Raw genomic sequence first — 24,980 nt, 5'->3', positions numbered from 1 at the left:
GAGTAAAAAGATATGGCCGTCGATTTCTCTATGCGTCAGCTGCTCGAGGCGGGCGCCCATTTCGGTCACCAGTCGCACCGCTGGAACCCGAAGATGCAGCCGTACATTTTCGGCACCCGCAACAACATCCACATCATCGACCTGGCCCAGACCGTGCCGGCGCTGCACACCGCGCTTCAGGCGGTGAGCGACACCGTGGCCAAGGGCGGCCGGGTGCTGTTCGTCGGCACCAAGCGCCAGGCCGCCGACACGATCGCGGACGCCGCCAAGCGCTCGGCCCAGTACTATGTGAACTCCCGCTGGCTGGGCGGCATGCTCACCAACTGGAAGACCATCTCGGGCTCGATCTCGCGCCTGCGCAAGGTCACCGAGACGCTCGAGACCGGCGGCCCGGGCCTGACCAAGAAGGAGCGCCTGATGCTGTCCCGTGAGAAGGACAAGCTGGAGAAGGCACTGGGCGGCATCAAGGACATGGGCGGCGTGCCGGACCTGCTGTTCGTGATCGACACCAACAAGGAGCAGCTGGCGATCAAGGAGGCCAACCGCCTCGGGATCCCGGTGGCCGCGATCGTCGACACCAATTGCAACCCGGACGGCATCACCCACATCGTTCCGGCCAACGACGACGCCGGCCGCGCCATCGCGCTTTACTGCGACCTGATCGCGAAGGCCGCCATCGACGGCATCTCGCGGGCCCAAGGTTCGTCGGGCGTCGATCTGGGCGCCTCCGAGGAGCCGCAGGCCGAGGAGCTGCCGGCCAACGACGCCGCCGCCGTCTCGGTCGAGTCCGACGCGCTCGATCCGGCCGACGTGGCGATGCTCGCCGAGACCACCGAGCATTTCGAGCTGCTCGCCGCCCCGCGCGGCGCGCCTGACGACCTGACCAAGCTGCACGGCGCCGGTCCGCAGATCGTCCAGAAGCTCAACGATGCCGGCATCTACCACTACTGGCAGATCGCCGCGATGACGCCCGAGGAGGTCGCCAAGGTCGATTCCGACCTGAAGCTCAACGGCCGCATCGACCGCGACTCGTGGGTCTCGCAGGCTCGCGGCTTCGTCGAGGCCGCCGCCGCGGTGTAAGCCTTCCGGACCTCGCGACGCCCCGGCCATCGGGGTGTCGCGGATCCAACCTTATCGGGCCCGGCCGCTCACCCGCGTGCCGGGCCTCTCTCATCCAGACCATACGAAAGGGACCGCCATGGCCAACATCACCGCCGCGATGGTGAAGGAGCTCCGGGAGAAGACCGGCGCGGGCATGATGGACTGCAAGGGCGCGCTCAACGAGACGCAGGGCGACATCGAGGCGGCTATCGATTGGCTGCGCAAGAAGGGCCTCGCCAAGGCCGCCAAGAAGGCCGGCCGCGTCGCCGCCGAAGGCCTGGTCGCCGTGGAATCCGCCGGCCATCACGCCGCGATCGTCGAGGTCAATTCCGAGACCGACTTCGTCGCCCGCAACGACGCCTTCCAGGCCTTCGCCCGCGAAGCCGCCAAGATCGCCCTCAACACCGACGGCACGCTGGAGGGTCTCCAGGCCGCCCATTTCCCGGGCGCCACTGAGACCGTCTCGGAGAAGCTGCAGAGCCTGATCGCCACAATCGGCGAGAACATGAACTTGCGGCGGGTCGCCAAGCTCGAGATCAAGAAGGGCGTGATCGCCTCCTACGTCCACAGCCAGGTCTCCGACGGCCTCGGCAAGATCGGCGTGCTGGTGGCGCTCGAGTCCGAGGGTGACGTCGAGGCCCTGTCGGCGCTCGGCCGCCAGATTGCCATGCACGTCGCCGCCACCAACCCGGTGGCGCTGGACGCGTCGGGCGTCGACGCCGCAACCCTGGAGCGCGAGTCGAACATCCTGCGCGAGAAGAACGCCGGCAAGCCGGATCACGTGCTCGCCAAGATCGTCGAGAGCGGCCTCAAGAGCTACTACAAGGAGGTCACCCTCCTGGAGCAGCCCTTCGTGCACGACGGCTCGAAGACGGTCAGCCAGGTGCTCAAGGAAGCCGCCGGCAAGGTCGGCGGCGCCGTCGCCCTGACCGGCTTCGTCCGCTACGCCCTGGGCGAAGGCATCGAGAAGGAAGAGGGCCCGGACTTCGCCACCGAAGTCGCCCAGCAGGCCGGCCGCGCCTGATCCTTTTCGGACCTTTGGGTTCGGAAATTCGAAACCCCGCCCGGCGCGAGCTGGGCGGGGTTATTTATGGGTGGGGCCACGATTTGAACGACGCGGCTTGGCCGTTCCAGGGCGGTGGCGGGCTCGAATCGTTCCCTCGACACCGATCGATCACGGCCCTCGAGCGGACGCTCATCGCGGCATCTGATGCACCGTGTCGACGTCCAGCAAGCGCCTCTACTGTGTCGGCGGGTCCAGCATCACCCAAAGGCGCGTAATCCGACCCTCGACGATTTCCGCAACGTCCGAGCCGGTGAGGGTGACCGGGCCATCCTGTGGGCCGGCATGCCAGCGCAGAACGCCGAACCCGTGATGCCCGGTCGCAGCGCCATCAGGCACGAAGCGGAAGTTTGACCCGAACTCCTCGAGGAGCTTACCGGCGACGGCGGAAATTGCGGCGCGTCCCCTGACGACGTCGGCCGGTTCATACATGACCGGATCGGCAACGAAGAGTTCATCCAACGCGTGATCACGCTTGGCGCTGTCGCGTTCGTTGAACACCCGTTCGAGGTTCGCCCGAAGCAGGCGGTCGTAGTCCGGTTCATTTGGCTTCAATGCAGTCGTTCCGTCCGGCACGGCACTTCCTTTCGCGGTGGCAATCCGGGTTGCGAGCGTAACCTCGGATACGGCGAGTTAGAAGGTCCGGACGGCGTCTTGCGAAGAACTGAAGTGCCTGCTTCGGTCCGAACCTTGCCTATGAGCGGCCGGGCTGATCTCCGCCCATCGCTGCCCATAAGACGCTGCGCGGGCTGCGTTCGGATCCTCATCCCCGACGCCCCGTGCTGCAGCGCACACGCGGTTCGATACGGCCGCGCTACATGCCGTCCATGGCTTTGAAAACCTTCTCCTACCTGATGATCGGCGTGTTCGCGTCCGGTTTGGTCATGACCCTTTTGGGCTCCGTCGGATTGTTCGCCGGGAGCTGAAACACGGCGCCGGCGTGAACGCTTCAGTCATGCCGGCGCTAGATCGATCCAGGCGCCCCCGTCCCAGACCCGGACCCGGACGGTGGCGCAGCCCTCCGCGACAATGATGCGATTATAGGAATTGGGCTCGTTGCCCCGCAGGCGCGTCGAGGTCGCCGAGCCGGCCTGAATGGTCAGCAGCCGCCCCGGGCGCGCTGGGACCAGAGTCCGGTCGAGCGTATCGGGGACTGATCCCCCTCCTTCCGCGTAGCGCGCATAGTGCCGATGCAGGTGGCCGGCGAGCGTCAGCCCCACGCCGCACCGGCGGAACAAGGCCAAGGCCCGGTCGGCGTGCCCGACCGTGCGCGTTCCCGGGTCCCAGGGCGGCGGCAGGAACGGGTGGTGGCCGACCACGATCTTGAACAGCTGGTCGGGCATCGCACAGAGACGGGCCTCCGCTCGGGCGAGCTGGCTGCGGCGGATCACGCCGTGCGACCAATTCGGCTCCGGCGCCCAGCGCCGTGCGGTGTTGAGGCAGACGACCCCGATCTCGGCGTCCTCAAAGCACGGCTCGGTCTCGGCCGCGATGGCGCGCCGATAGCGCGTGAACGGGGACACGAAGCGCTGGACCAGCCGGAACGGCGAGATGTCGTGGTTGCCCGGCACCCCGATCCAAGGCGTCTTCAGGCGATGGAGGAAGGCGCGGGCCTGCGCGAATTCCGACGGCCGTGCAGCCATGGTGAAGTCGCCAGACGCTACGATCAGGTCCGGCGCATCGGCGTTCAGCTCGTTGATCAGGGCCTCCGCCACGGCCGGGTCAGTACGGCCGAAATGCAGGTCGGAGATGTGACTGATCCGTCTCACCGGCGTTCGCCCATCCCGGGGACGATTACGGTCAGTGCCCGCCGGTGAATCCGGTAGCGCAGCGGAGTCGGGAGCAGCATCACCTCGCCGTCGTTCATGACCCGCAGTGCCCGGGTCTCCGATGCGATGGTCAGGTTGGCGGCCGGCAGCCGTTCCACGTCCGGCAGCCGCCGCCAGTCGCCCAACGCGAAGCCGAGGGCGAGGCGGAGGGTTCGCACCAGCGAGAGCTGCGACAGGACGTAGAGGGTGAGCTGCCCGGCATCGTCCGGTGACCGCACTAGAACGTGGCCGGGCCGCTCGACATAGTCGCCGATCACCACCGCCAGCAGCCGGAACCGCCAGGTCCGCGCCACGCCGTCGATCGTGCCGGTCACGGTCAGCCGCGGATAGCGTACGAGATGGCGCAAAACCCCGTGGATCCAGCGCAGCAGGCTGCGCGAGCCGAGTTGCCGGCGATGGACTTCCCGGTGCCGCGTCACCCGCGCCGGCAGGCCGAGCACAGAGTTGATCAGGAACGTGCGGCCATTGACCTCACCGACGTCGATCCGCCGCCGGGTGCCCGAGACGAGGGCCGCCACCGCGGCATCGATATCGAGCGGCACGCCGAGGTCACGGGCCAGGAGATTCAGCGTGCCGAGCGGCAGGATGCCGAGTGGCGTCGCTTTCCCGACGAGGGCGGCGGCCGCGCACGCGATGGTGCCGTCGCCGCCAGCGACCACCAGGGCGTCGATGCCCGGCTCCGACGCTGCGGCGGCGATCCGTACCGGCAGAGCCGCCCCGCGGTCGGCCTCCCCCAGGGGCTCGATCCCGGCCGCCACGAGCTTCTCCCGGATCGCCTCCGGCGTCGTGCCGGACGCCGCGGCCCCGGACGCGGCGTTAATGACGAGTGCGATGCGCATGAAATCCCGGGTGTTCATCCCGATGGCGTGCCCCGCTCCTCTGCCAAAGCTGCACGTCGATCGCGTGTCGGTGGGACTTCGTCCCCGTGATCCCCGCCGGGATCGGCGTCCGCCCCTCGACGCCGATCCCGCGGCTGACGTAGAAGCCTCGCGGGTTCGGGTGATGCGGTATGGAACCGGAGATCGAGATGCCGGAAGCGACGCCGTTTCGCCGTATCCTCCTCAAGCTGTCGGGCGAGGCCCTGGCCGCCCCGGACGGCTACTGGCTCCATCCGCCGACGCTGGCGGCGCTCGCCGAGGACATCGCCCGCACGATCGAGTCCGGGGCCGAGATCGCCATCGTGGTCGGCGGCGGCAACATGATCCGTGGCGCCCGCATCTCAGCGGCCGGCTGGATCGACCGGGCCACGGGTGATTCCCTAGGCATGATGGCCACCGTGATGAACTCACTGGCGATCGAGACCGCGCTCAACGCTGCGGGCGTGCCGGCCCGGACCATGTCGGCGGTATCGATGCCGACGATCTGCGAGACCTATGCCCGCCAACCGGCCCTGCACCACCTCGACAAGGGTCAGGTGGTGGTCCTGGCCGGCGGAACCGGCAACCCGTTCTTCACCACCGACACGGCCGCGGTGCTGCGCGCCGCCGAGTTGCGCTGCGACGCCGTGCTCAAGGCCACGCAGGTCGATGGCGTCTACTCGGCCGACCCCAAGAAAGACCCGCACGCCACGCGCTACGACCGCCTGACCCACGACGAGGCGATCGCCCGCGACCTCAAGGTGATGGACACCGCAGCCTTCGCGCTCGCCCGCGAGAGCCGGCTGTCGATCGTGGTCGGCTCGCTGCATCCGCCGAGCTCGATCGCCGGGATCCTGTCCGGCGAGGCACCCTCTACCCTCGTGGCGCCCTGATCCGGCCCGGGACGCGCGCTCCTCGACGCGCATCGTTGGTGTCCAAAAACAGGTCGTCACCTTTCGGGACGATGCTCCAGAGGTTTGCGGCACCGGGAAAATTCCGCCATTGAGGCCGCGACTGCCCGTACCGGGCGAGAAGACGACGTCAGATCTGTCGGGACCACCACCATGGCCACACCGGAATTCGACCTCAACGACATCAAGCGCCGCATGCAGGGCGCGGTCGCGTCGCTCTCCAAGGATCTCGGATCCCTGCGGACCGGACGCGCCACGCCCTCGCTGCTCGATCCGATCCAGGTCGATGCCTACGGCTCTTCGATGCCGATGGCACAGGTCGCAACCGTGAGCGTGCCGGAGCCGCGGCTCCTCTCGATCTCGGTCTGGGACCGCAGCATGGTCACCGCCGTCGAGAAGGCGATCCGCGAATCCGATCTCGGCCTCAACCCGCAAACTGAGGGCCAGACCATCCGGCTGCGCATCCCCGAGATGAACGAGCAGCGCCGCAAGGAGATGGTCAAGGTCGCCCACAAGTACACCGAGGAGGCGCGCGTCGCCGTGCGCCACGTCCGCCGGGATGGGCTCGACCACCTCAAGAAGCTCCTGAAGGACAGCGCCATCTCGGAGGACGACGAGAAGCGCCAGGCTGCCGACGTCCAGAAGGCGACCGACCAGTACATCGCCGAGATCGACGGCGTGCTCGCCTCGAAGGAGAAGGAGATCATGCACGTCTGAGGCGAAGGCCGAGACGCGCGTGACCCCCACCGCCCCACCGGCCGCACGCCCCTCCGGGCGGCGCGAACTCTGGCTGCGCGTCGCCTCGGGCGTGGTGCTCGCCCCCGCGATCCTGGTGGCCCTCGTCTATGGTGGCTGGCCGTTCGCCGGGATCTGGCTCGCTGCCGGCATCATCGGCTTCGCCGAGTGGATGGTGATGAGTCGCACCGAGCCGCGCGAGGTGCTGATCGCGCTCGGCGCGGCGACGCTCGCCGCCCTCCTGCTGTGCCAGCGTGGCGGCGCACCCGCCCTCGCCTGCATCGCCGTCCTGCTCCTCGGGGCCGCGGCCTGCGCCACGGTGGCCCGCACCGCCTCCGGCCGCCTGCGTGCGCTCGCCGGCGTACTCGGGGCGGCCGCGATCGCCTCGGTGCCCGTGGCCCTGCGCGACGATCCCGGGATCGGCCTCATTGGCCCGGCCTGGATGTTCGCCGTGGTCTGGTCCACCGACATCGCCGCCTACTTCGCCGGCCGCAAGATCGGCGGCCCGAAGCTGATGCCCCGGGTTTCGCCCAACAAGACCTGGTCGGGCGCCATCGGCGGCCTGATCGGCGCCGTCGTGGCCGGGTCGCTTGCGGCCATGGCCGCCGACCTCGCCGGTCTGGAACTGCCGAGCGCCGCTTCCTTGCCGATGGTCGCCGGGGTGAGCGCCCTGGCCTCCGTGCTGAGCCAGGCCGGCGACCTTGCGGAGTCCGGTCTGAAGCGCCGCTACGGGGTCAAGGATTCGAGCAAGATCATCCCGGGCCATGGCGGCGTCATGGACCGGCTCGACGGGTTTTTCGCAGTCGCCGTGCTGGCCGGGCTCTATCTCGCCCTGCGCGGGAGCGGCCTGATCCCATGACGCTATTCCATGACGATGAGGGAGTTTCACCCGTGACCCAGGTCGTCACCGTGTTCGGCGCCACCGGCTCGATCGGCCGCTCCACCGCCGACCTGCTCGCCCAGCATCCGGACCGGTTCCGCACCGGCGCCGTCGTCGGCGGTCGCGACGCGATCGCGCTGGCCAAGGTCGCGCGCGAGCTCGGCGCATCCTTCGCGGCGCTGGCCGACGAGACCGCCGGCCCGGCGCTGGCCGAGGCGCTCTCGGGCAGCGGCATCGCCAACGGGGCCGGCGAGAGCGCTGTGATGGAGGCCGCCTCCCGGGACGCCGACATCGTGGTCGCCGCGGTGAGCGGCGCCGCCGGTCTGAAATCGACCCACGCCGCGCTCCGGCTCGGCCGCAAGGTCGCGCTCGCCAACAAGGAGAGCCTGGTCTGTGCCGGCGACGCCTTCATGCGCGACGCCGCGCGCTACGGCGCCACGATCCTGCCGATGGATTCCGAGCACGACGCCCTGAGCCAGGCGCTTGCCGGCCGGCCGCTGGCGGATGTCCGCACCATGATGATCACGGCGTCCGGCGGCCCGTTCCGGACCTGGACCCGCGAGCGGATCGCCGCCGCCTCCGCCACCGAGGCCGCGGCCCATCCGACCTGGTCGATGGGCATGAAGATCAACATCGATTCGGCCAGCCTGATGAACAAGGGTCTGGAGCTGATCGAGGCCTACCACCTGTTCGGCATCGAGCCCGAGCGCCTGGACGTGGTCGTGCACCCGCAATCGGTGATCCACGGCCTCGTCTACTGGCTCGACGGCGCCGTGACCGCGGAGCTGGCCCTGCCCGACATGCGCGTGCCGATCTCGCATTGCCTCGGGCTCGGCGACCGCCTGACCATCGCCCGGGGCCGGCCCCTGGATCTCGTGAAGCTCGGCGCGCTGACCTTCGAGGCGGCCGACGAGGAGCGCTTTCCGTGCCTGCGCATCGCCCGGGCGGCGCTGGCCGCTGGCGGTGCGGCGCCCACCGTGATGAACGCGGCCAACGAGGTGGCGGTGGCAGCCTTCATCGCCGGCCGGATCGGATTCTACGGCATCAGCGACATCGTCGAGCGGGCCTGCGAACACTTCGCCGGCCCGTACCGCACGGCACCCGCCGACGTGGACGAGGCGCTGGCTATCGACGCCCATGTCCGGGTCTGGAGCGCCGAGGCGCTGCCGGAGTTGCGCGCAGCCGGCTGAACGAACGTCGCGTGGGAAGCCGCTTCCGCGCTTCCGGCATCCCGTTGACGGCAGGTGGCGGAGACGCCTAACAACGACGCCATGCGCCGGTGCCTGCCCCAGACGGTTCAAGGCCGCGCGATCATCGGGATGGTCGCGCTCTACGCGCTGTTGCTTCAGGCTTTCCTCGGCTTTGCGACGCCGGCCCGCGCGGTCGGGCTGCCCGGTGCGGTCCTGTGCGCCGAGCACGGGTCGGGGGCGCCGGACGACGAAACTGTCGCGCACCACGCCCATCCGTGTTGCACGCTCGTGCAGGCCGGAAGCGTCGCGCTGCCCGTGTCCGAGCCGGCGGTGGTCGCGTGGCCGTTCGCGCCGGCTTCGCGCCTCGCCTGGCAGCCGGAAGCCGAGCGCCCGAAGACGGGCCCGCCGCGCACCGCCACCTCCGCCCGAGGTCCGCCCGCCGCCTGACGATCCCGCTTCCCGATCGTTCAGGCCCGGACCGTTCCCATGTCGATTCTTCTGCACGGCGATGCCCCAGCGTTCGGGGCCGTCGCCGCTCTGCGCGCATCCCGCGAGGCCGTCTATCGTGCCGTGTGGCGCTGGCACTTCTACGCCGGCCTGCTGTGCCTGCCGTTCCTGATCACCCTGTCGGCCACCGGGGCGCTCTACCTGTTCAAGGACGAGATCAACGGCAGCCTGTTCGCCTACCGGACCCGCGTGGCCGTCCAGGCGACGGCACCGCTCGGGCCGGACCGCCTGATCTTCAACGCCCTGCAGGCCGAACCGGGTGGGGTGCCGGTCTCCTATGCGGACCCGGCCGCGCCCGACGCATCGGCGGTGGTCACGCTGTCCGAGGGGGGACGCAAGCGCCTCGTCTACCTCGATCCCTATACCGGCTCGGTGCTCGACCGTGTGGATCGCGACGGCGAGTTCATGATGGTGGTGCGGCAGCTGCACAGCCTCAGCTATTTCGGCGCCTTGGCCAACGCGGTGATCGAAGTTGTGGCGGGCTTCGCCATCATCCTGGTCGTCACCGGCCTGTACCTGTGGTGGCCGCGCGGCCAGGGCGGCGGCATCGTCAGCCTGCGGGGTACGCCGCGCCGCCGGGTCTGGTGGCGCGACCTGCACGCGGTGACCGGGCTCGTGGCTGGCAGCGGCCTGCTGTTCCTGGCGATCACCGGATTACCCTGGTCGATCTGGTGGGGGCAGCAGCTCCGGACCTGGTCGAACGCCGCAGGCCTTGGCCAGCCGGCGATCCTGTGGGCCGGCAAACCGGTCTCGAGAGTGCCGCTGCGCGCGCGGCTGCCGGATGCGGGCTGGACCTTGCAGGATGCGCCGGTGCCGCGCTCGCTGCCGGCTGGGCGGACGGCTGAACCGATCGGGATCGATCAGGCAGCGGACATTCTCAAGCGGCTCGGGATGGAGCGGGGCTACGAACTCGCGCTCCCGGTCGGAGTCGACGGGGTCTACGCGGCCGCCGTCTACCCGCATGACGTCGCGCAGCAACGGATGATCTCCCTCGATCAGTACACCGGCGCACCTTTGGTCGACGTCCACTTTGCCGACCTTGGCTCGGTCGCGCGCGCGATCCAGTATGGGATCGGCATCCACAAGGGAGAGCATTGGGGCCGGATCAACCAGTTCGCCATGCTGGCGTTCTGCCTTGCCACGATCCTGCTCGCCGTCACCGCCGCCACGATGTGGTGGAAGCGGCGCCCAGCCGGCGGACTCGGTGTGCCGCCCTGGCCGCGGGACCGGCGGGTGGTGGCGACCGTCGCCCTGGTGATCGCCGGGCTCGGCGTGCTGTTTCCCCTGACCGGACTCGCGATCCTGGGCATGCTCACGATCGACTGCGCCGTTCAGGTCGCCCACCGGCGTAGGACCGCCTGACTCCAGACTGACGGGCTCGACGCCCGTGACGACCGATTTCGCGCATCCTGGGACGCGTACCCGATTCCTCGGAGCCGGGCTGATCCTGCTCGCCCTCTGGGTGCAGGCGCTCGCCCCGATGGCCGCTCTGCGGATGGCGTTGACCGCACCCGCGATGCTGCCCGGGGCGATCCTGTGCGGTCACCCGGCGGGAGACGACGCGATCAGCGCCACCGTGGAGCAACCGGTCGCGCCCCCGGCCTGTGAGGTCTGTCGGCTGTGTCGCGCCGGGATCGTCCCCCCGCCCCTAACGGGCAGCCCCACCGTCGCCCGGCCGCTGCGCTGGATCGCGGTGGCGTGGTCGATCCCGCCCCCATCGCGGCCGGACGCGCCACAGCGCATCACCGGCCAACCCCGGGCGCCGCCCCTCATCGCCTGATCACGTGCGCTCCCGTGCGGCGACTGTGCCGTCCGGTCCCCAGATCGATCAGACGAGAATTCAGGATGTTGATCCACCAGAATGCCGCGCGGTTCGGCGCGTTGGCCCTGCTGTTCGGCGGCGGAGCCCTCCCCGCCTCGGCGCAGCAATCCGTCACGCTCGACGAACTCTCCGTAGAGGGTGCGGCCAATCCCGGCTCCGGGCGGACCGCCATCGCGTCACCCTTCGGCATCGCCGCCCCTCCCGGCTCGGCCCCGTCGGTCATCGAGCACCCGGTCGGCCAGGTGGTCACCGGGATCGGCCGCGAAAACACCATCGCCGATCGCCCCGCGACCAGCATCGGTTCGGTGCTCGCCAACAGCCCGGGCGTCACCGTCCGCCAGGGCAATGGCGGGCGCGACGTGATCATCTCGATCCGGGGAAACAATGCCCGGTCCACCGGGGTGATCAAGAATACGGTGGTGCTGGAGGACGGCTTCATCCTCACTCAGCCCGATGGCGCGTCCCGCTTCGACTTGACCGACCCGCGGGCCTACAGCCGCATCGACGTGTTCCGCGGACCGCAATCGCCACTGTTCGGCAACTACGCCACGGGCGGCGCCATCGCGTTCCGCACCCGCACCGGCCGCGAGATCGACGGCTACGAGATCGGCACCGACGCGGGCAGCTTCGGCTACCTGAACACCTACTTCACCGTCGGCAAGGCCAGCGGGCCGTTCGAGATCAGTCTGTTCGCCAGCGACGTCCGCGCCAACGGGTATCAGGATCATTCGAGCTTCAACACGCAGACCATCAACCTGCTCGCCAGCTACACGCCGACGCCGGACAACCGCTTCACCCTGAAGGTCATCAACAACAACCTCGACACGAATCTCGCGGCCCGCTCCTCCCTGGCGCAGTACCGGATCAATCCGTACCAACGCGGCTGCGCGGCGGCCGCGATCGCTGCCCCGGGCTGCACGACCTTCAGCCTGTTCCGCAACGGAGCATTCGGTGCGACCGTGCCGGTCACCGCCGACGAGGGCGCGTTCGGCCGCAAGGACCGGCGCACGGTCGTGGCGGCACGCTGGGAGCACGACATCGACGCGTTCACCACCTGGCGCACGCAGCTCGGCTTCGACGAACGCAACTTCAACCAGCCGTTCTACACGACCTCGGGCCGCGGCTCGTTCCCGGCCTGGAACTTCCTGACCGACCTGACGCGGCGCGGCGACCTGTTCGGCCTGCCGGCGGTGGGCTACGTCGCGCTCGCCTACAACACGATCGACAACCACAGCACGACCTACAACCGGGCGCCCTATGGTGGCCCGAGGCTCGGGGCGCTGATCGGCGTCCAGGACGCGGTGCAGTCGAATCTCGGCGGGCGGGCGCGGCTGGAGCTCGCCCTGTCGGACCGGTGGACCGGCGTGCTCGGGATCAGCGCCGAGGGCACAGCCATCACCGGCCGCAACCTCGCCTACAGCTACACGGCCGGGGGGGCGACCCGGACGGTGGCGGATGCCGACCGCAACTTCCTGAACGTCGCCCCCGAGATCGCGCTGGTCTACCGGCCGGACGAGGCCTGGGCGCTCCGGGGCCGGGTCGCCACCGGCTACACCACGCCGGCCGCCAGCAACCTGTTCGTCACATCGGCCGGCCTGCCGGGCAACAACACCCAGCTTCAGACCCAGGAGAATCTCGGCTTCGACCTTGGGGCGGATTGGAGCCCGACCGAGACGTTGCGTTTCAGCGTGACCGGCTTCTACGAGTTCTTCCGCAACGAGCTGGTCTCGCAATCGCCGGGCGCTGGCCTGTTGTCCTACACGTTCAACGCGCCGGCCTCAGAGCATCGGGGCCTCGAGGTCGGGGCCGACTGGGCCTTCGCGCCGGGCTGGCGTGGGGTCCTGGCCTACACGTTCGATGACCAGATCTACACGCGGTACACCGAGCAGCTGAGTGCCGGCAGCTTCACGCGCCGGTTCGACCGGGCGGGCAACCAGATCCCCGGCGTGCCGGCCCACCAGCTCCTGGCCCGGGTCGGCTACGACGTGCCGGCGGGGCCGCTGGCCGGGCTCGGGGCGTTCGTCGAGACGGTGGTGCAGGGCGATTTCTACATCGACAACGCCAACCAGCTGAAGGCACCCGGCTTCGCGATCGTCAACGCCAACGTGCACTATGCGACGGAGCTGACCGGCGGCTACGCGAAGCGGCTGAACCTCTACCTGGAGGTGCGCAACCTGTTCGACACGACCTACGCCGCATCGGCCCAGACGATCGCCAACTCACTTAGCGGCACGACCGGCCTCCAGAACGGCGCCGCCGTACTGGCGACCACCACGGGGTCCGTGTTCGCAGGTGCGCCACGCAACATCGTCGGGGGGATGCGCCTGGCATTCTGATAACCGCGTCCAGGGCTCAGCCTTGGTGGCGTGGGCAAGCGTGCCGTAAGTTCTCGATCGGGCGTCGGGGGGAATCAGGGTTTGGGTCGCGATGGCGGAAGCACCGGCGCGGTGATCGGATGAGGCGGCGCAGCGTCCTTGCCGGGTTGTCGTGGGCCACTGCGGGATGGCCGCTGGCTGCGCGGGCCGAGGAGCAGGCCCGGGTGACGGCGCTCTGGCCGTTCGCGGACGGCGGCACCGAGGGCCGCACCCTCTCAGCCCTGTTCCGGGCGGCCCTGCGCGGTCACGGCCGCGCGGACTTGCGCGTCGAGGACCGCTGGGGTGGGGCGGATGTGGAGCATACCCGCGCGTTGGCGGCCGAGATCGTGCGGTCGGAGCCGCGCGTGATCTTCGCGTTCCTGAACGCGCAGCTCTCCGCCGTGTCGTCCCTGACCCGAACGATTCCGATCATCTTCGTCGGCGCCTCCGACCCGGTCGGGTCCGGATACGTCGCCAGCCTTCAGAGACCGGGCGGCAACGTCACCGGCTTCACCCTGTACGAGGCGTCCCTGGCCGGGAAATGGCTGGCGGCTCTCAAGGAAGCGCTGCCGACGATCAGACACGTCGCGCTCTTGTCCAATGCCAACACGGAAATCCGGCGCGGCAACTTCTATTCCGAGGCGCTCGGGACGGCGGCGGCCTCCCTCGGCATCGAGACGGATGTCGTCATGGTCAGCCATGCCGACGCGATCGAGCCGCTCGTCGCGGATCTGGGGCGCCGGGGCGAGGCCGGGCTGATCGTGGCCCCGGGGACGTTCAGCGAGGCCAACGGTGACCGCATCGTCGCTCTGACGGCTCAGCATCGCGTCCCGGCGGTATTCGCGATCCGGCGCTTCGCGCATCGCGGCGGCCTGATGTCGTACGGTCCCGACCCGGCGGATGCCGTGCGCCGTGCGGCGGCTTACGTGGATCGCATCCTCCACGGCGAGAAGCCAGCGACCCTGCCGGTGCAGGCGCCGACGAAGTTCGACTTCATCGTGAACCTGAAGACGGCACGGACCCTGGGACTGGAGATCTCGTCGGCGCTGCTCGCCCAAGCGGACGAGATCGTCGAATGATGCGGGTGAACCCTGTCCCTACGCCTGCGGGCCTGGAGATCCGGGCCCGACGCTTCCGCCTGCCGCTGGCGGCGAAGTTCGCGGTCGCCTTTGTGGGCCTCGTGACCCTGGTGCTGCTCATCAACGGCGTGGTCGACCTGCTGCTGAATTACGGCGACGCCAAACGAACCGCGATCGAGGTTCAGCGCGAGAAGGCGCACGCGGCTGCCGAGCGGGTCGAATCCTTCATCTCCGAGGTCGAGAGCCAAATCGGCTGGACCACCCGGGCCGAGTGGCGCCGCATCACTCCGGAACAGCAGCGCTACGACTTCATCCGACTGCTGCGGCAGGCGCCCGCGATCACGGAGGTCGCCTATCTCGATCCGAGCGGCAGGGAGCAGCTGCGGATCTCGCGCCTGGAACCTGACGTCGTCGGCAGCGGCAAGGATTTCTCGACGGCGCCGCGCTTCATCCAAGCGCTCGCCGAGAAGGTCTGGTTCGGCCCGGTCTATTTCCGGCGGGGATCCGAGCCGTACATGACCGTCTCGGTCGCCCATACCGGGCGCAACCCCGGCGTCACCGTGGCCGAGGTCAACCTGAAGCTGATCTGGGACGTGGTCAGCAGCATCCACAACGGCGCGGGCGGCTACGCCTTCGTGGTGACAGCCAGCGGGCGGCTGATCGCGCACCCGGATCTGAGCCTCGTCCTGCGGGACACGGACCTCTCCACCCTGCCGGAGGTCGCGACCGCCCTGGCGGCCCGCCGGACCGGCGCCAATCCCGACACGACGGATTACGGGATCGCCACCGCGTTCGACGGTGGCTCGGTGCTGGCGGCCCATGCCGCCATCCCGCGGGTCGACTGGATCGTGTTCGTGCAGGTGCCGCTGAGCGAGGCGATGGCGCCGCTCTACGCCTCAGTGGTCCAGACCCTAGCCCTGATGGGTCTCGGCGTGATGCTTGCGACGGTCGCCGGGACCTTCCTCGCCCACCGCCTGGTCGTGCCGATCCGCCAGCTCGAGGACGGCGCGGAACGCTTCGGGTCCGGCGACCTGTCGGAGCGCATCGTGATCCGCACCGGCGACGAGATCGAGACCCTGGCCGACCGATTCAACCTGATGGCGAGCCGCGTCCAGGAATCCTACGAGACCCTGGAAGCCAAGGTCGAGGAGCGGACCCACGACCTCAACAAGTCCCTCGACGATCTTCACAAGGCGCAGGACCGGCTGGTCCAGTCCGAGAAGCTCGCCTCTTTGGGGCAGCTCACCGCGGGGATCGCCCACGAGATCAAGAACCCCCTGAACTTCGTGAACAATTTTGCGTCCCTGTCCTCCGAACTTGTCGAGGAACTGCAGGAGGCGCTTAAGCCCGCCGCGCTCGATCCGAAGATCCGCGAGGAGGTCGACGAGATCGCCGATCTGCTCAAGGGCAACCTCGGGAAGGTCGTGCAGCACGGCAAGCGCGCCGATTCAATCATCAAGAACATGCTGCTGCACTCCCGTTCCGGGTCCGGCGAGCACCGCATGGTCGACATCAACGCCCTGGTCGAAGAGAGCCTGAACCTCGCCTATCACGGCGCCCGCGCGGCCCAGCCGGACTTCAACATCACCCTGAACCGCAATCTCGATCCGGCGGCCGGCGCCGCGGATGTTTACCCGCAGGAATTGACCCGCGTCCTCTTGAACCTGATGTCGAACGGATTCTACGCCACCGAGAAGCGCAAGACCGTGGAAACCGGGCCGGGTTACGAGCCTTCCCTGTCGGTGACGACCCGCGATCTGGGCGAGAGCGTCGAAATCCGTGTGCGCGACAACGGCACCGGCATCCCGGACAGCGTCAAGGCCAAGATGTTCGATCCGTTCTTCACGACCAAGCCGGCCGGAGAAGGTACGGGCCTCGGCCTGTCCCTGAGCCACGACATCCTGGTGAAGCAGCATGGCGGGGCCATCGACGTGGCCACCGAGGCCGGCCAGTTCACCGAATTCACGATCACGCTGCCGCGCGACGGCGCAAAGGCCGCGCAGCCGATCGTCGCCGCGGAAAAGAGCGAGCCATGAACGTCATCATCCTCGTCGTGGACGATGAGCCCGATGTCACCGACCTGTTCCGGCAGCAGTTTCGCCGCGAGTTGCGCGCCGGGCGTTTCGCTATGGAATTCGCGCATTCGGCTCCCGAGGCCCTGGCCTGCGTGAAAGCCGCGGACGGAGCCAGCCTGATCCTGATGTTCTCCGACATCAACATGCCGGGCATGACCGGGCTGGAGCTCCTCCCGCTCGTTCGGGCCGCACGCCCCAACGTCCCGGTGATCATGATCACAGCCTACGGCGACGCGGAGACGCGCGAGAAGGTCCTGGCGGGCGGCGCGGTGGATCTGATCACCAAGCCGATCGACTTCGACCTGCTGCGGGGTGAGATCGACCGTCGCCTGGCCGCCATCGCGGGGACGGCATGATCGCCGAGGCACCCCCGGCAAAGATCCTGGTCGTCGACGACGAGCCGGATCTCGAGGCGCTGATCACCCAGAAGTTCCGCCGTCAGATCCGCGACGGCCAGGTCGGATTCCTGTTCGCGCATGATGGCAACGAGGCCCTCAACCTGCTGGCCGAGAACTGCGACGTCGACATGGTCGTATCCGACATCAACATGCCGGGGATGGACGGGCTGACGCTGCTCGCCAAGCTGCAGGAATCCGACGACAAGCCCTCGACGATCATCGTCTCGGCCTACGGCGACATGGCCAACATCCGCACCGCCATGAATCGCGGGGCGTTCGACTTCCTCACGAAGCCGATCGATTTCACCGATTTCGAGACCACCATCGCGCGGACGCTCCGGCACGTCGGGACACTGCGCGAGGGTCGCCGGAGACAGATGCTGGCCGAGCGCGCGCACGCCTCCCTGGCGCGCTACTTTTCGCCCAATCTCGCCGAACGCTTGGCCGGCGACGCGTCGGGCCTGGAACTCGGCGGCGCGCGGCGCGAGGTGGCCTCGCTGTTCACCGACATCGCCGGGTTCACCAGTTTGGTCGAGAGCCTGGACCCGACCCAGCTCGCCGAAATCCTGAACGGTTACTTCGCCGAGATGACCGATCTCGTGTTCGCGCACGAGGGCACGGTCGCCAAGATCGTCGGAGATGCCATCCACGTCCTCTTCGGGGCCCCCGGCGACCAACCGGACCATGCCGCGCGGGCGGTCGCCTGCGCGCTCACCCTCGACACCGCCTCCGAGGCTTTCCGGGCCCGCTGGCGGGACAGGGGGATCGAGATCGGCGCGACCCGGATCGGCGTTCATGCCGGGCCGGCCATCGTGGGCAATTTCGGGGGGGGCCGGTATTTCGACTACACGGCCTACGGCGACACCATCAACACGTCCGCACGTCTCGAGAACGCCAACAAGGCTTTCGGCACGCGGATCTGCGTCAGCCAGAGCGTGGTGATCCGGACGGAGCAGTTCCGCGGGCGCCCGGTCGGCGATCTCGTCCTGCGCGGCAAGCAGGGGGCGCTGCGTGCGTTCGAGCCGTTGACCGAGGCTGAGTACGACGCGGCGATGCTGGACCGTTATCTCGATGCCTTCGCCAAGCTGGAGGCGGGTGAGGCCGGCGCCATGCCGGCTTTCGCAGCCTTGATCGGGCTTCGGCCCGACGATGCCCTGTCGGCGTTCCATCTCAAGCGCCTGCTCAACGGCGCGTCCGGAACGCGCATCGAAGTCCGTTGAGCCCGATCATGCCCTCGACCCGCAGTCCGCGATGGCCGACACGCGAAACACGGTTCTCTGTCAATCGAGCAGCAGGCGGGATGGCGCGTCCTTCGATCGGCCGACCGCGCGACTGCCTCAGCCGGAGTTCTCCGGGAATACGCGCATGAGGCGACGCGACGTCCTGGCGGGCCTCGGAGGCGCCATCGCCTGGCCCGCGGCCGGATGCGGCCAGACCCCGGCTCGGCGCCGTCTCGGTGTCCTCCTGGTCTACGACGAGGGTCATCCGGATGTGTCGATCATTGTCGGCACGCTCAAGGACAGCCTGCAGAAGCTCGGCTGGACCTGGGGCCAGAACCTCGCCGTGGACCTGCGGTACGGCGACGGCGACAGCGCGAAGATGCGCCGGCAGGCCGACGAGATCATGGCGGCCAAGCCCGATCTGGTCTTCGCGCAAGGTGTCGTCGGGACGACGGCCCTTCAGCAGGCGACCACGACCACACCGGTGGTGTTCATCCAAGCGCAGGATCCGGTCGGCGGCGGCCTGGTCGCCAGCCTGTCGCGGCCCGGCGGCAACCTGACCGGGTTCACGAATTTCGACTACACATTCGTCGGAAAGTGGTTGCAGCTCCTCAAGGAACTCAGCCCCGGCGTGACGCGGGCGCGCGCCATCATCAATCCGGATTACCGCACGCGGTTTGCCGGCTACAGTGCCGAACTCGCCCGGATCGGCCCGGAACTTCACATCCAGGCCGAGGCCAGCGGCGTCCACGACGCGGCCGAGATCGAGCGGGCGATCACCACCTTCGCCGAGGAACCTCATGGCGGTCTTATCGTGCTGCCGGATGCGATCACCGGAGTCTACAGCCTTCAGATCATCGACTTGACCGCCCGGCATCGCATGCCTGCGGTCTACGCCTACGCGGCCCAGGTCCGCATGGGCGGGCTCGCGGCCTACACGACCAGCGTGGCCCGGGACGTCCAGCAGGCCGCCGGCTACATCGACCGGATCCTGCGCGGGGCGTCCGTCGGCGACCTGCCGGTGCAGGCGAGCGAGCGCTTCATGACCCTGATCAACCTGAAAACCGCCGCGTCCCTCGACCTGACGATCACGCCGTCGCTCCTCGCGACGGCCGACGAGGTGATCGATTAGCACAGATGGTGGTTTCGGGCGGCACCTGGCGCGCACTTAACCGCGCGACACCGCGATGATCGACACGATGTCCGCAGGCGCCTCCAACCACGCAGAACGCCGCGCATTCGTGAACGGCACGAACCGGTCTCGTGGTTCTTCTCCAGCTCTTTGTCCTGGACGGAACCCGCGCACATGAGAGATTATTCCGGTACGCCGCTTTGTCCTGCAAGGCCGACCACGAACATGGCGACTGACGTAGAGACAGCGACTGCGTCTCCGGCGTCGAACCACATTTCCCTAAACTCGTTCTTGCTTCGTACCGATAAGGAAGTCCGCATGAAGGCGATTTCAGCGACCGTTTTGGGTCTGGCGCTCCTCAGCGCTGTGGCCCCGGCCTTGGGCCAACCCTATGGCGGCCGAGATTACGGCTACGACCGCGGCGACTATGACCGTCGCGATCGGGACTACGATTCGCGGGACCGCCGTGATTACGGGCGGGATTATGATCGTGCACCCCGCGGCGGACGAGGCGATTATGCGTTCGACGAGATGGAGTATCTGCGCTGCAATCCGGACGTCCGCCGTGCGGTCATCAGCGGGCAGGTGAAGTCCGGTCTGTATCACTACCGGAAGATCGGAATGGCCGAAGGCCGCCGTCTCAGCTGCTGATTGGCAGCAAACGCGCTGCGGCTCATAAGCCGGCCGATATAAAATGCAGCCCCTTTTCTTGGGGCGAACTGTTAGCCCCGGACCCCTGCGTCACTGCGGGATCCGAGGCCGTCTTGATCGTCGCGCCATTCAACATGCTGAACGACGCAGCCCGAAGAGGCTCGATCGTTATTTGCTGCTTCCGCCACCGCCGCCGCCCTGGGGCACGGCGCGCTCGGGCTGGTTGGCATTTCCGGCGGACGAGGAGCTGTTGGACCGCGTATCGGCCGGCTGACCTGTCGGCGATGCCGTCACGGCAGCGTTGCCGCCGGTGGTGCTGCTCTGAGGCGCCACGACGCCCGGCGTTCCAGGGGCCGCGGGCGCGGTGGCAGGGGCCTGTGCAGACGCTTGCCCGGCAAGGAAGAGGCTGGCGACGGCCGCAGCCGTGAGAACGCGAATGGGCATCGTTTATCCTGATTGATCGAAGTCTTCGGGAACGCACTCACACGCCCAACGGTTCAAAAGCCGGCGCAACAAGCAGAACGCGCAGTAAACCTGCAACCATGCGTCGGGCGGTTCCACCCAAATTTGCATCCGGAGCGGGTCCGACAGGTCGGAGCCTCTAAGGCCAAGCCGCCTCAGATCAGATAGACGGTGCCGTGGGTCTCGAAGGGTTTCGGACAGTCGTTCTGGTCCATCAAGCGCTGGGCCTTCGCTAGCATCAGGTGACGCGCGACGGCCAGGACCGCCAGGGTCATCCGCTGTCGCGACAAGTTGGACTTCTGCGATCTCGGTCGCCGACGCGGTGCGCCAAAGATTCGAGAGCAAGAAAAACCCCGCGCGGCAGATGCCGGCGGGGCTCAAGGAGAATGACGCTCGGTGCGTTACGCCGGCGACCGATCAAACGATAGCACTACCAGTCACCGAAGTAAAGCTATCCTGATGACTACCCGAACGAAATATTTGCCACAAATTTTTTGTGATCACCAGGGATTATTCCGACCTCAATGACACGGAATAGCTCATCTGTGCTGAGGCGCTCGATCCTTCGATCGAGAGCCTCCTCAGGACTGGGCCTTCAGGTAGGCGATCACGTCGTTGATCTTTTTGTCGTCGGTGAAGCCCTGGAAGATCATCTTGTTGCCGGGAACCTTTGCCTTCGGGTTCTTCAGCCACTCGTGAAGGTTGGCCTCGTCCCAGGTGAGGCCGGAATTCTTCAGCGCGGCAGAGTAATTGTAGCCCTCGTAGGTGCCGGCCTTGCGCCCGACCACGCCCTTGAGATCCGGACCCACCCCGTTCTTCTGGAAGTTGTGGCACGCCTTGCAGGGGGCGAACGCCTTCTCGCCGGCAGCCGCGTCACCAGTCTCCTGGGCCTGGGTCGAAAGCGGGATCAGGGCGGCGAGAACAGCGCCGAGAACGAAAGAACGCATGGATTTCCTCTTCGGCCAGGCGGGACGGATGGCGATGCGAAGCCTGGCGCAGTGAGGTGTTGACGTCCGCTCAAGCCGCTTAATCCGGCGCTCGGCTGGAACGCCGATTAAAATTATTCAAAGCCGAGATGCAGAAAACTCATTCCGGAGGTGTGCAGGAAACCTGCTGTCAGAGGCCGCAACATCGGTCGACAACCCGCTATCCGGCACCCAACCGGCTGGCGAGGTGGTGCGGCTCGCTCAATAGGTTCAGCGCGAGCGCTCGCTCGCGCCCGACCGAACCCAACGATGTGGAGAAATGCACCGGTGGCGCTCCCAAGGGGAATCGAACCCCTGTTTTCGCCGTGAGAGGGCGACGTCCTAGACCGCTAGACGATGGGAGCTTTCCGGCGGCGCGCAGGTGCTATAGCCACGCCCCGCCGGGGGAGCAAGGGCCTTCTCTCGAGATTCCGCACGGTTCGGTGCGGTGGAGCGCAGATTGAGGTCGTGGTGAACGCAAACGACGAAGAACGGGTCGGGACCGTGGCCAAGGGGGGGATCCGGCTCGACCGGGCGCTGGTGGCGCTGTTTCCGGATCTGTCGCGGGCGCGGCTCCAGGATCTCGTGCGCACGGGCTGCGTGCGCCGGGATGGCACGCAGGTGCGCGACCCGTCTGCGAAGGTCGCCGTCGGAGCACAGATCAGCCTGGACGTGCCACCGGCCGCGGATGCCCAACCCGCGGCCGAGGCCGTGAACCTGGTGATCGCCTACGAGGACGACGACCTCGTCGTGATCGACAAGCCGGCCGGGCTGGTGGTGCATCCGGCGCCGGGTCACGAGAGCGGAACCCTGGTCAACGCGTTGCTCGGCCATTGCGGCGCGAGCCTGTCGGGGATCGGCGGCGTGCGCCGGCCCGGCATCGTCCATCGCCTCGACAAGGACACGAGCGGCCTGATCGTGGTCGCGAAAAACGATGCAGCCCATCAGGGACTGACGGCGCAGTTCGCGGACCATGGCCGGACGGGGCCGTTGGAGCGGGCCTACGCGGCTTTGGTCTGGGGCGTGCCGCATCCGCGAGCGGGAACGATCCAGGCGAGCCTGGCCCGGTCGCGCCACAACCGCGAGAAGATCGCCGTGGTCTCCGAGGAGGCCGGGCGGCACGCCGTCACGCATTACGCGGTCGCCGAGACCTACCCGGAGGTCGCCCTCGTGCGCTGCCGCCTCGAGACGGGCCGAACGCACCAGATCCGCGTCCACCTCGCCCATCGCGGCCACCCGCTTCTGGGCGATCCGGTCTATGGCGGCGCGTTCCGCACCAAGGCGGCCCGGCTGTCGCCGGATGCACGCGACGCGCTCGCCACGCTGGGACGTCAGGCGCTGCACGCGGAACTGCTGGGCTTCAGGCATCCGCGCACCGGCGAGACCCTCAGGTTCGAAAGCCCGATCCCGCCCGATATCGCCGCGCTGGTGAACGCCCTGGCGAAAGCTTGACGGCTTAGAATCGGGGATGAAACCGTAGCCGCGCGGCGTGCGAAAGGTCACGGCGAGCCGCGTCAGATCGTGACATGGTACGACCAATCGGCCGGTCGCGCGTTGATGGCAATATGGGGGTGCCCAACCGCGACCGGCCCGTCCGACGTACCCGTATGACATGGGTTGTCGGGAGGGTCGGCTCAAGAGCGGCCCGAGTGGACGGCACTGTTGCCCGTCGCGTCCGCCCGTCAGGGGGACAAGAGTCCAGGAGAATGCCATGGCCGGTACGCTGCCCGTGCTCGCCAATGAAGGTGGCCTCTCGCGCTACCTCGACGAGATCCGCAAGTTCCCTATGCTGGAGCCGACGGAAGAATTTACGCTGGCCAAGAGTTGGCGGGATGCCGGCGACCGTGAGGCCGCACATCGGCTGGTAACCTCGCACCTGCGTCTCGTGGCCAAGATCGCCATGGGCTATCGCGGCTATGGCCTGCCGATTGGCGAGGTCGTGTCCGAGGGCAATGTCGGCCTCATGCAGGCGGTCAAGCGCTTCGATCCCGACAAGGGTTTCCGGCTTGCGACCTACGCCATGTGGTGGATCAAGGCGGCGATCCAGGAATACATCCTGCGCTCCTGGTCGCTCGTGAAGATGGGGACCACCGCCAACCAGAAGAAGCTGTTCTTCAACCTCCGCAAGGCGAAGGGGAAGATCTCGGCGCTGGACGAGGGCGACCTGCGGCCGGATCAGGTCAAGCAGATCGCGACTCGCCTGGGCGTGCCCGAGCAGGACGTGATCGACATGAACCGGCGCCTGTCCGGTGACACGTCGCTCAACGCTCCCCTGCGCGAGGAAGGCGAAGGTGAGTGGCAGGACTGGCTGGTCGACAACGCCCCGAGCCAGGAGACGGTGCTGGCCCGTGAACAGGAGGGGCAGAACCGCCTATCGGCCCTGCGCGACGCCCTCGGCGTGCTGAACCCGCGGGAGCGGCGGATCTTCGAGGCCCGGCGCCTCGCGGACGATCCGATCACGCTGGAAGACCTATCCGGCGAGTTCGGCGTCTCACGTGAGCGTGTGCGCCAGATCGAGGTTCGGGCGTTCGAGAAGGTGCAGGAGGCGGTGAAGCGCAACATCGCCAACCGCGAATTGCCGCGCACCGGCATCGAGGCTCACTGACCGTGCAATCCGGCGCGCCGGAGCGCGCCGGCCACGATTACTGCCAGGCGTCGAAAGCGCTCTGCAACACCTGGGCGCCGGCGCTGCCCTTCTCGAAGGTCAGCACCGCGCGCTTGCCCGAGGTGTAGCGGACGGCCAGATCGAACCAGTTGCGGTGGAGCAGCAGGTCCGTGTTGCGATCGACGTCGTTCTGTAGCGACGACAGACCTATGAGGAACAGGTTGTCTCGGACCCGCACCGGCAGGCCGGAGACCGGCGAACCGCGCCCGTTCTCGTCGTCCTTGGCCTGAAGCAGGCCGACATCCTGCACCGTCCTCCCCGTCCCACTCTGCTGGGTGAAGGCGAGGCTCACCGTATGTGAGGCCGGCAGCGTCGCGTCGAGATTGCGCTGGATCGTCATCACCAGCGTCAGCCCGGCATCCGGGATCGTCACAGTCGCGACCACGGCGTTCTGGAGCGGCTGACCCTGCTCGCCATTCACCGTGTCGAGCCGCCAAGTTACCCGGCCGGTCGTCCGCGTCGGCTGCGCATTGTCGGTGCCCGTCCCCTCCTCGATCAGTTCCGCACGCTGGGCGACGGCAAGGTTTGACTGGGCCGGCGCCGGCGCGACGCGAGGCGGCGTGCCGTTCTCCGCACGTGGGGGCGTCCGCGGTGCGGGTGCGGACTCGCCGCCGACCCGGTCGCCGAACTTCGTTTCACTGTCCGTCTGCTGCGAATCTGCGGTCTCGGTCGAGCCGGACGGCAGATTCGGGGGCCGGTCGCGAAGCAGGAACGCCGCCACCGCGATCAATCCGATCACGATCGCCAGGACGCTTCCCACGAAGGCGTTGCGCAGGATGCGCGAGCGCCCCGACCGCGGCGGGACGACCTCGATCCGTGGACGCTGGCGACCGTTGCCGCCGTCGCCCGATGCCGCCGCGGGATCCGCATCATCCCCGGTGTCGGGAGCCGGATCGGCCTCGGGCTGCGGCTCCTCAAAAGTCGCAGCGGCCGGCGACGGCCCCGGCCGCCGTGAGGAAATCGCGATCGGCGCGTCGCGTAGTTCCGGCTCCTGCGCAGCCGCTGGGGCGAAGGGCGGCGGCGCGGCGGGTAGAACCGGCTCCGGCGTCTGGACCAGGATGGGCTCGGGGGACGGGGTTGGCGG

The 24,980-nt window shown here is 68.2% G+C and carries 24 protein-coding genes and 1 tRNA gene; 18 read left to right on the top strand and 7 right to left on the bottom strand.

All coding sequences use genetic code 11. From position 1 onward, the window contains the following. Window positions 1-12: 12 nt before the first annotated feature. Both FV242_RS12395 and tsf read left to right on the top strand, forming a co-directional pair. Window positions 13-1,080 carry a 30S ribosomal protein S2 gene (locus tag FV242_RS12395; protein WP_147908126.1) on the top strand — a complete coding sequence of 356 codons (1,068 nt, stop codon included), beginning with the start codon at window positions 13-15 and terminating at the stop codon, window positions 1,078-1,080. 118 nt (window positions 1,081-1,198) lie between these two features. Then, window positions 1,199-2,125: a translation elongation factor Ts gene (gene tsf / locus FV242_RS12390; RefSeq protein ID WP_147908127.1), complete on the top strand. Its 927-nt coding sequence runs from the start codon at window positions 1,199-1,201 to the stop codon at window positions 2,123-2,125. Window positions 2,126-2,341: 216 nt separating this feature from the next. Here tsf and FV242_RS12385 read toward each other — a convergent pair whose 3' ends face one another. The 3 genes from FV242_RS12385 to FV242_RS12375 form a co-directional block, all read right to left on the bottom strand. After that, entirely contained in the window at window positions 2,342-2,740 is a 399-nt protein-coding gene (locus tag FV242_RS12385) for a nuclear transport factor 2 family protein (RefSeq protein WP_246692686.1), read from the bottom strand. A 377-nt stretch (window positions 2,741-3,117) separates the two neighbouring features. After that, window positions 3,118-3,933 carry a metallophosphoesterase gene (locus tag FV242_RS12380; RefSeq protein ID WP_147908128.1) on the bottom strand — a complete coding sequence of 272 codons (816 nt, stop codon included), beginning with the start codon at window positions 3,931-3,933 and terminating at the stop codon, window positions 3,118-3,120. Then, entirely contained in the window at window positions 3,930-4,832 is a 903-nt protein-coding gene (locus tag FV242_RS12375) for a diacylglycerol kinase family protein (RefSeq protein ID WP_147939143.1), read from the bottom strand. The genes FV242_RS12380 and FV242_RS12375 overlap by 4 nt, the downstream gene beginning before the upstream one ends. 188 nt (window positions 4,833-5,020) lie before the next feature. On the opposite strand from FV242_RS12375, the gene pyrH reads away from it, so the two are divergent. From pyrH to FV242_RS12305, 14 genes are all read left to right on the top strand, one after another. Continuing rightward, window positions 5,021-5,743 carry a UMP kinase gene (gene pyrH / locus FV242_RS12370; protein WP_147908130.1) on the top strand — a complete coding sequence of 241 codons (723 nt, stop codon included), beginning with the start codon at window positions 5,021-5,023 and terminating at the stop codon, window positions 5,741-5,743. A 171-nt stretch (window positions 5,744-5,914) separates the two neighbouring features. Then, window positions 5,915-6,478 carry a ribosome recycling factor gene (gene frr / locus FV242_RS12365; RefSeq protein WP_147855135.1) on the top strand — a complete coding sequence of 188 codons (564 nt, stop codon included), beginning with the start codon at window positions 5,915-5,917 and terminating at the stop codon, window positions 6,476-6,478. Window positions 6,479-6,497: 19 nt separating this feature from the next. Next, on the top strand, window positions 6,498-7,355 hold the full coding sequence (locus FV242_RS12360) for a phosphatidate cytidylyltransferase (RefSeq protein ID WP_147939142.1): 858 nt from the start codon (window positions 6,498-6,500) through the stop codon (window positions 7,353-7,355). A 32-nt stretch (window positions 7,356-7,387) separates the two neighbouring features. Then, window positions 7,388-8,566 (top strand): 1-deoxy-D-xylulose-5-phosphate reductoisomerase, encoded by a 1,179-nt coding sequence (gene dxr, locus FV242_RS12355; protein WP_147939141.1) that lies wholly within the window; start codon window positions 7,388-7,390, stop codon window positions 8,564-8,566. Window positions 8,567-8,620: 54 nt separating this feature from the next. Next, window positions 8,621-9,013 (top strand): hypothetical protein, encoded by a 393-nt coding sequence (locus FV242_RS12350; protein ID WP_246691983.1) that lies wholly within the window; start codon window positions 8,621-8,623, stop codon window positions 9,011-9,013. A 39-nt stretch (window positions 9,014-9,052) separates the two neighbouring features. Further along, window positions 9,053-10,435, top strand: a complete 1,383-nt coding sequence (locus FV242_RS12345; protein ID WP_147939140.1) for a PepSY domain-containing protein — start codon at window positions 9,053-9,055, stop codon at window positions 10,433-10,435. Window positions 10,436-10,460: 25 nt separating this feature from the next. Beyond that, window positions 10,461-10,853, top strand: coding sequence for a DUF2946 domain-containing protein (locus FV242_RS12340; RefSeq protein ID WP_147939139.1), 393 nt, complete (start codon window positions 10,461-10,463; stop codon window positions 10,851-10,853). 65 nt (window positions 10,854-10,918) lie between these two features. Next, complete coding sequence (locus FV242_RS12335; protein ID WP_147939138.1) at window positions 10,919-13,231, top strand: TonB-dependent receptor; 2,313 nt, start codon at window positions 10,919-10,921, stop codon at window positions 13,229-13,231. A gap of 119 nt (window positions 13,232-13,350) precedes the next feature. After that, the gene (locus FV242_RS12330; RefSeq protein ID WP_147939137.1) at window positions 13,351-14,328 is read left to right on the top strand and encodes an ABC transporter substrate-binding protein; all 978 of its coding nucleotides are present in this window, start codon (window positions 13,351-13,353) and stop codon (window positions 14,326-14,328) included. Next, complete coding sequence (locus tag FV242_RS12325; protein WP_147939136.1) at window positions 14,325-16,364, top strand: ATP-binding protein; 2,040 nt, start codon at window positions 14,325-14,327, stop codon at window positions 16,362-16,364. The genes FV242_RS12330 and FV242_RS12325 overlap by 4 nt, the downstream gene beginning before the upstream one ends. After that, window positions 16,361-16,759, top strand: coding sequence for a response regulator (locus FV242_RS12320; protein ID WP_147939135.1), 399 nt, complete (start codon window positions 16,361-16,363; stop codon window positions 16,757-16,759). The genes FV242_RS12325 and FV242_RS12320 overlap by 4 nt, the downstream gene beginning before the upstream one ends. Further along, window positions 16,756-18,021: an adenylate/guanylate cyclase domain-containing protein gene (locus FV242_RS12315; protein ID WP_147908139.1), complete on the top strand. Its 1,266-nt coding sequence runs from the start codon at window positions 16,756-16,758 to the stop codon at window positions 18,019-18,021. Before FV242_RS12320 ends, FV242_RS12315 begins: the two co-directional genes overlap by 4 nt. Window positions 18,022-18,166: 145 nt before the next feature. Beyond that, window positions 18,167-19,153 carry an ABC transporter substrate-binding protein gene (locus FV242_RS12310; protein ID WP_147939134.1) on the top strand — a complete coding sequence of 329 codons (987 nt, stop codon included), beginning with the start codon at window positions 18,167-18,169 and terminating at the stop codon, window positions 19,151-19,153. A 318-nt stretch (window positions 19,154-19,471) separates the two neighbouring features. After that, window positions 19,472-19,804 carry a hypothetical protein gene (locus FV242_RS12305; RefSeq protein ID WP_147939133.1) on the top strand — a complete coding sequence of 111 codons (333 nt, stop codon included), beginning with the start codon at window positions 19,472-19,474 and terminating at the stop codon, window positions 19,802-19,804. Window positions 19,805-20,421: 617 nt separating this feature from the next. Here the strand turns inward: FV242_RS12305 and FV242_RS36075 are convergent. The 3 genes from FV242_RS36075 to FV242_RS12290 all read right to left on the bottom strand — a co-directional run bounded on the left by FV242_RS36075 (window position 20,422) and on the right by FV242_RS12290 (window position 21,596). Then, complete coding sequence (locus FV242_RS36075; RefSeq protein ID WP_281407059.1) at window positions 20,422-20,556, bottom strand: hypothetical protein; 135 nt, start codon at window positions 20,554-20,556, stop codon at window positions 20,422-20,424. 291 nt (window positions 20,557-20,847) lie between these two features. Continuing rightward, complete coding sequence (locus FV242_RS12295; RefSeq protein ID WP_147939131.1) at window positions 20,848-21,213, bottom strand: cytochrome c family protein; 366 nt, start codon at window positions 21,211-21,213, stop codon at window positions 20,848-20,850. A gap of 307 nt (window positions 21,214-21,520) precedes the next feature. Beyond that, window positions 21,521-21,596: transfer RNA gene (locus FV242_RS12290), tRNA-Glu, on the bottom strand. Window positions 21,597-21,702: 106 nt separating this feature from the next. On the opposite strand from FV242_RS12290, the gene FV242_RS12285 reads away from it, so the two are divergent. Together FV242_RS12285 and rpoH are read left to right on the top strand one after the other, a co-directional pair. Beyond that, on the top strand, window positions 21,703-22,683 hold the full coding sequence (locus FV242_RS12285) for an RluA family pseudouridine synthase (protein ID WP_246692685.1): 981 nt from the start codon (window positions 21,703-21,705) through the stop codon (window positions 22,681-22,683). A gap of 259 nt (window positions 22,684-22,942) precedes the next feature. Next, window positions 22,943-23,836: an RNA polymerase sigma factor RpoH gene (gene rpoH / locus FV242_RS12280; protein WP_147853264.1), complete on the top strand. Its 894-nt coding sequence runs from the start codon at window positions 22,943-22,945 to the stop codon at window positions 23,834-23,836. A gap of 37 nt (window positions 23,837-23,873) precedes the next feature. On the opposite strand, the gene FV242_RS12275 is transcribed toward rpoH, so the two are convergent. Further along, a partial coding sequence (locus FV242_RS12275; protein WP_147939129.1) for a histidine kinase occupies window positions 23,874-24,980 on the bottom strand: 1,107 nt, incomplete at its 5' end.

This window comes from Methylobacterium sp. WL64 (assembly GCF_008039945.1).
GTDB lineage: Bacteria > Pseudomonadota > Alphaproteobacteria > Rhizobiales > Beijerinckiaceae > Methylobacterium.
Note: the sequence above shows the minus strand (reverse complement) of the source record. Positions and strands in the feature narration are given on the sequence as shown.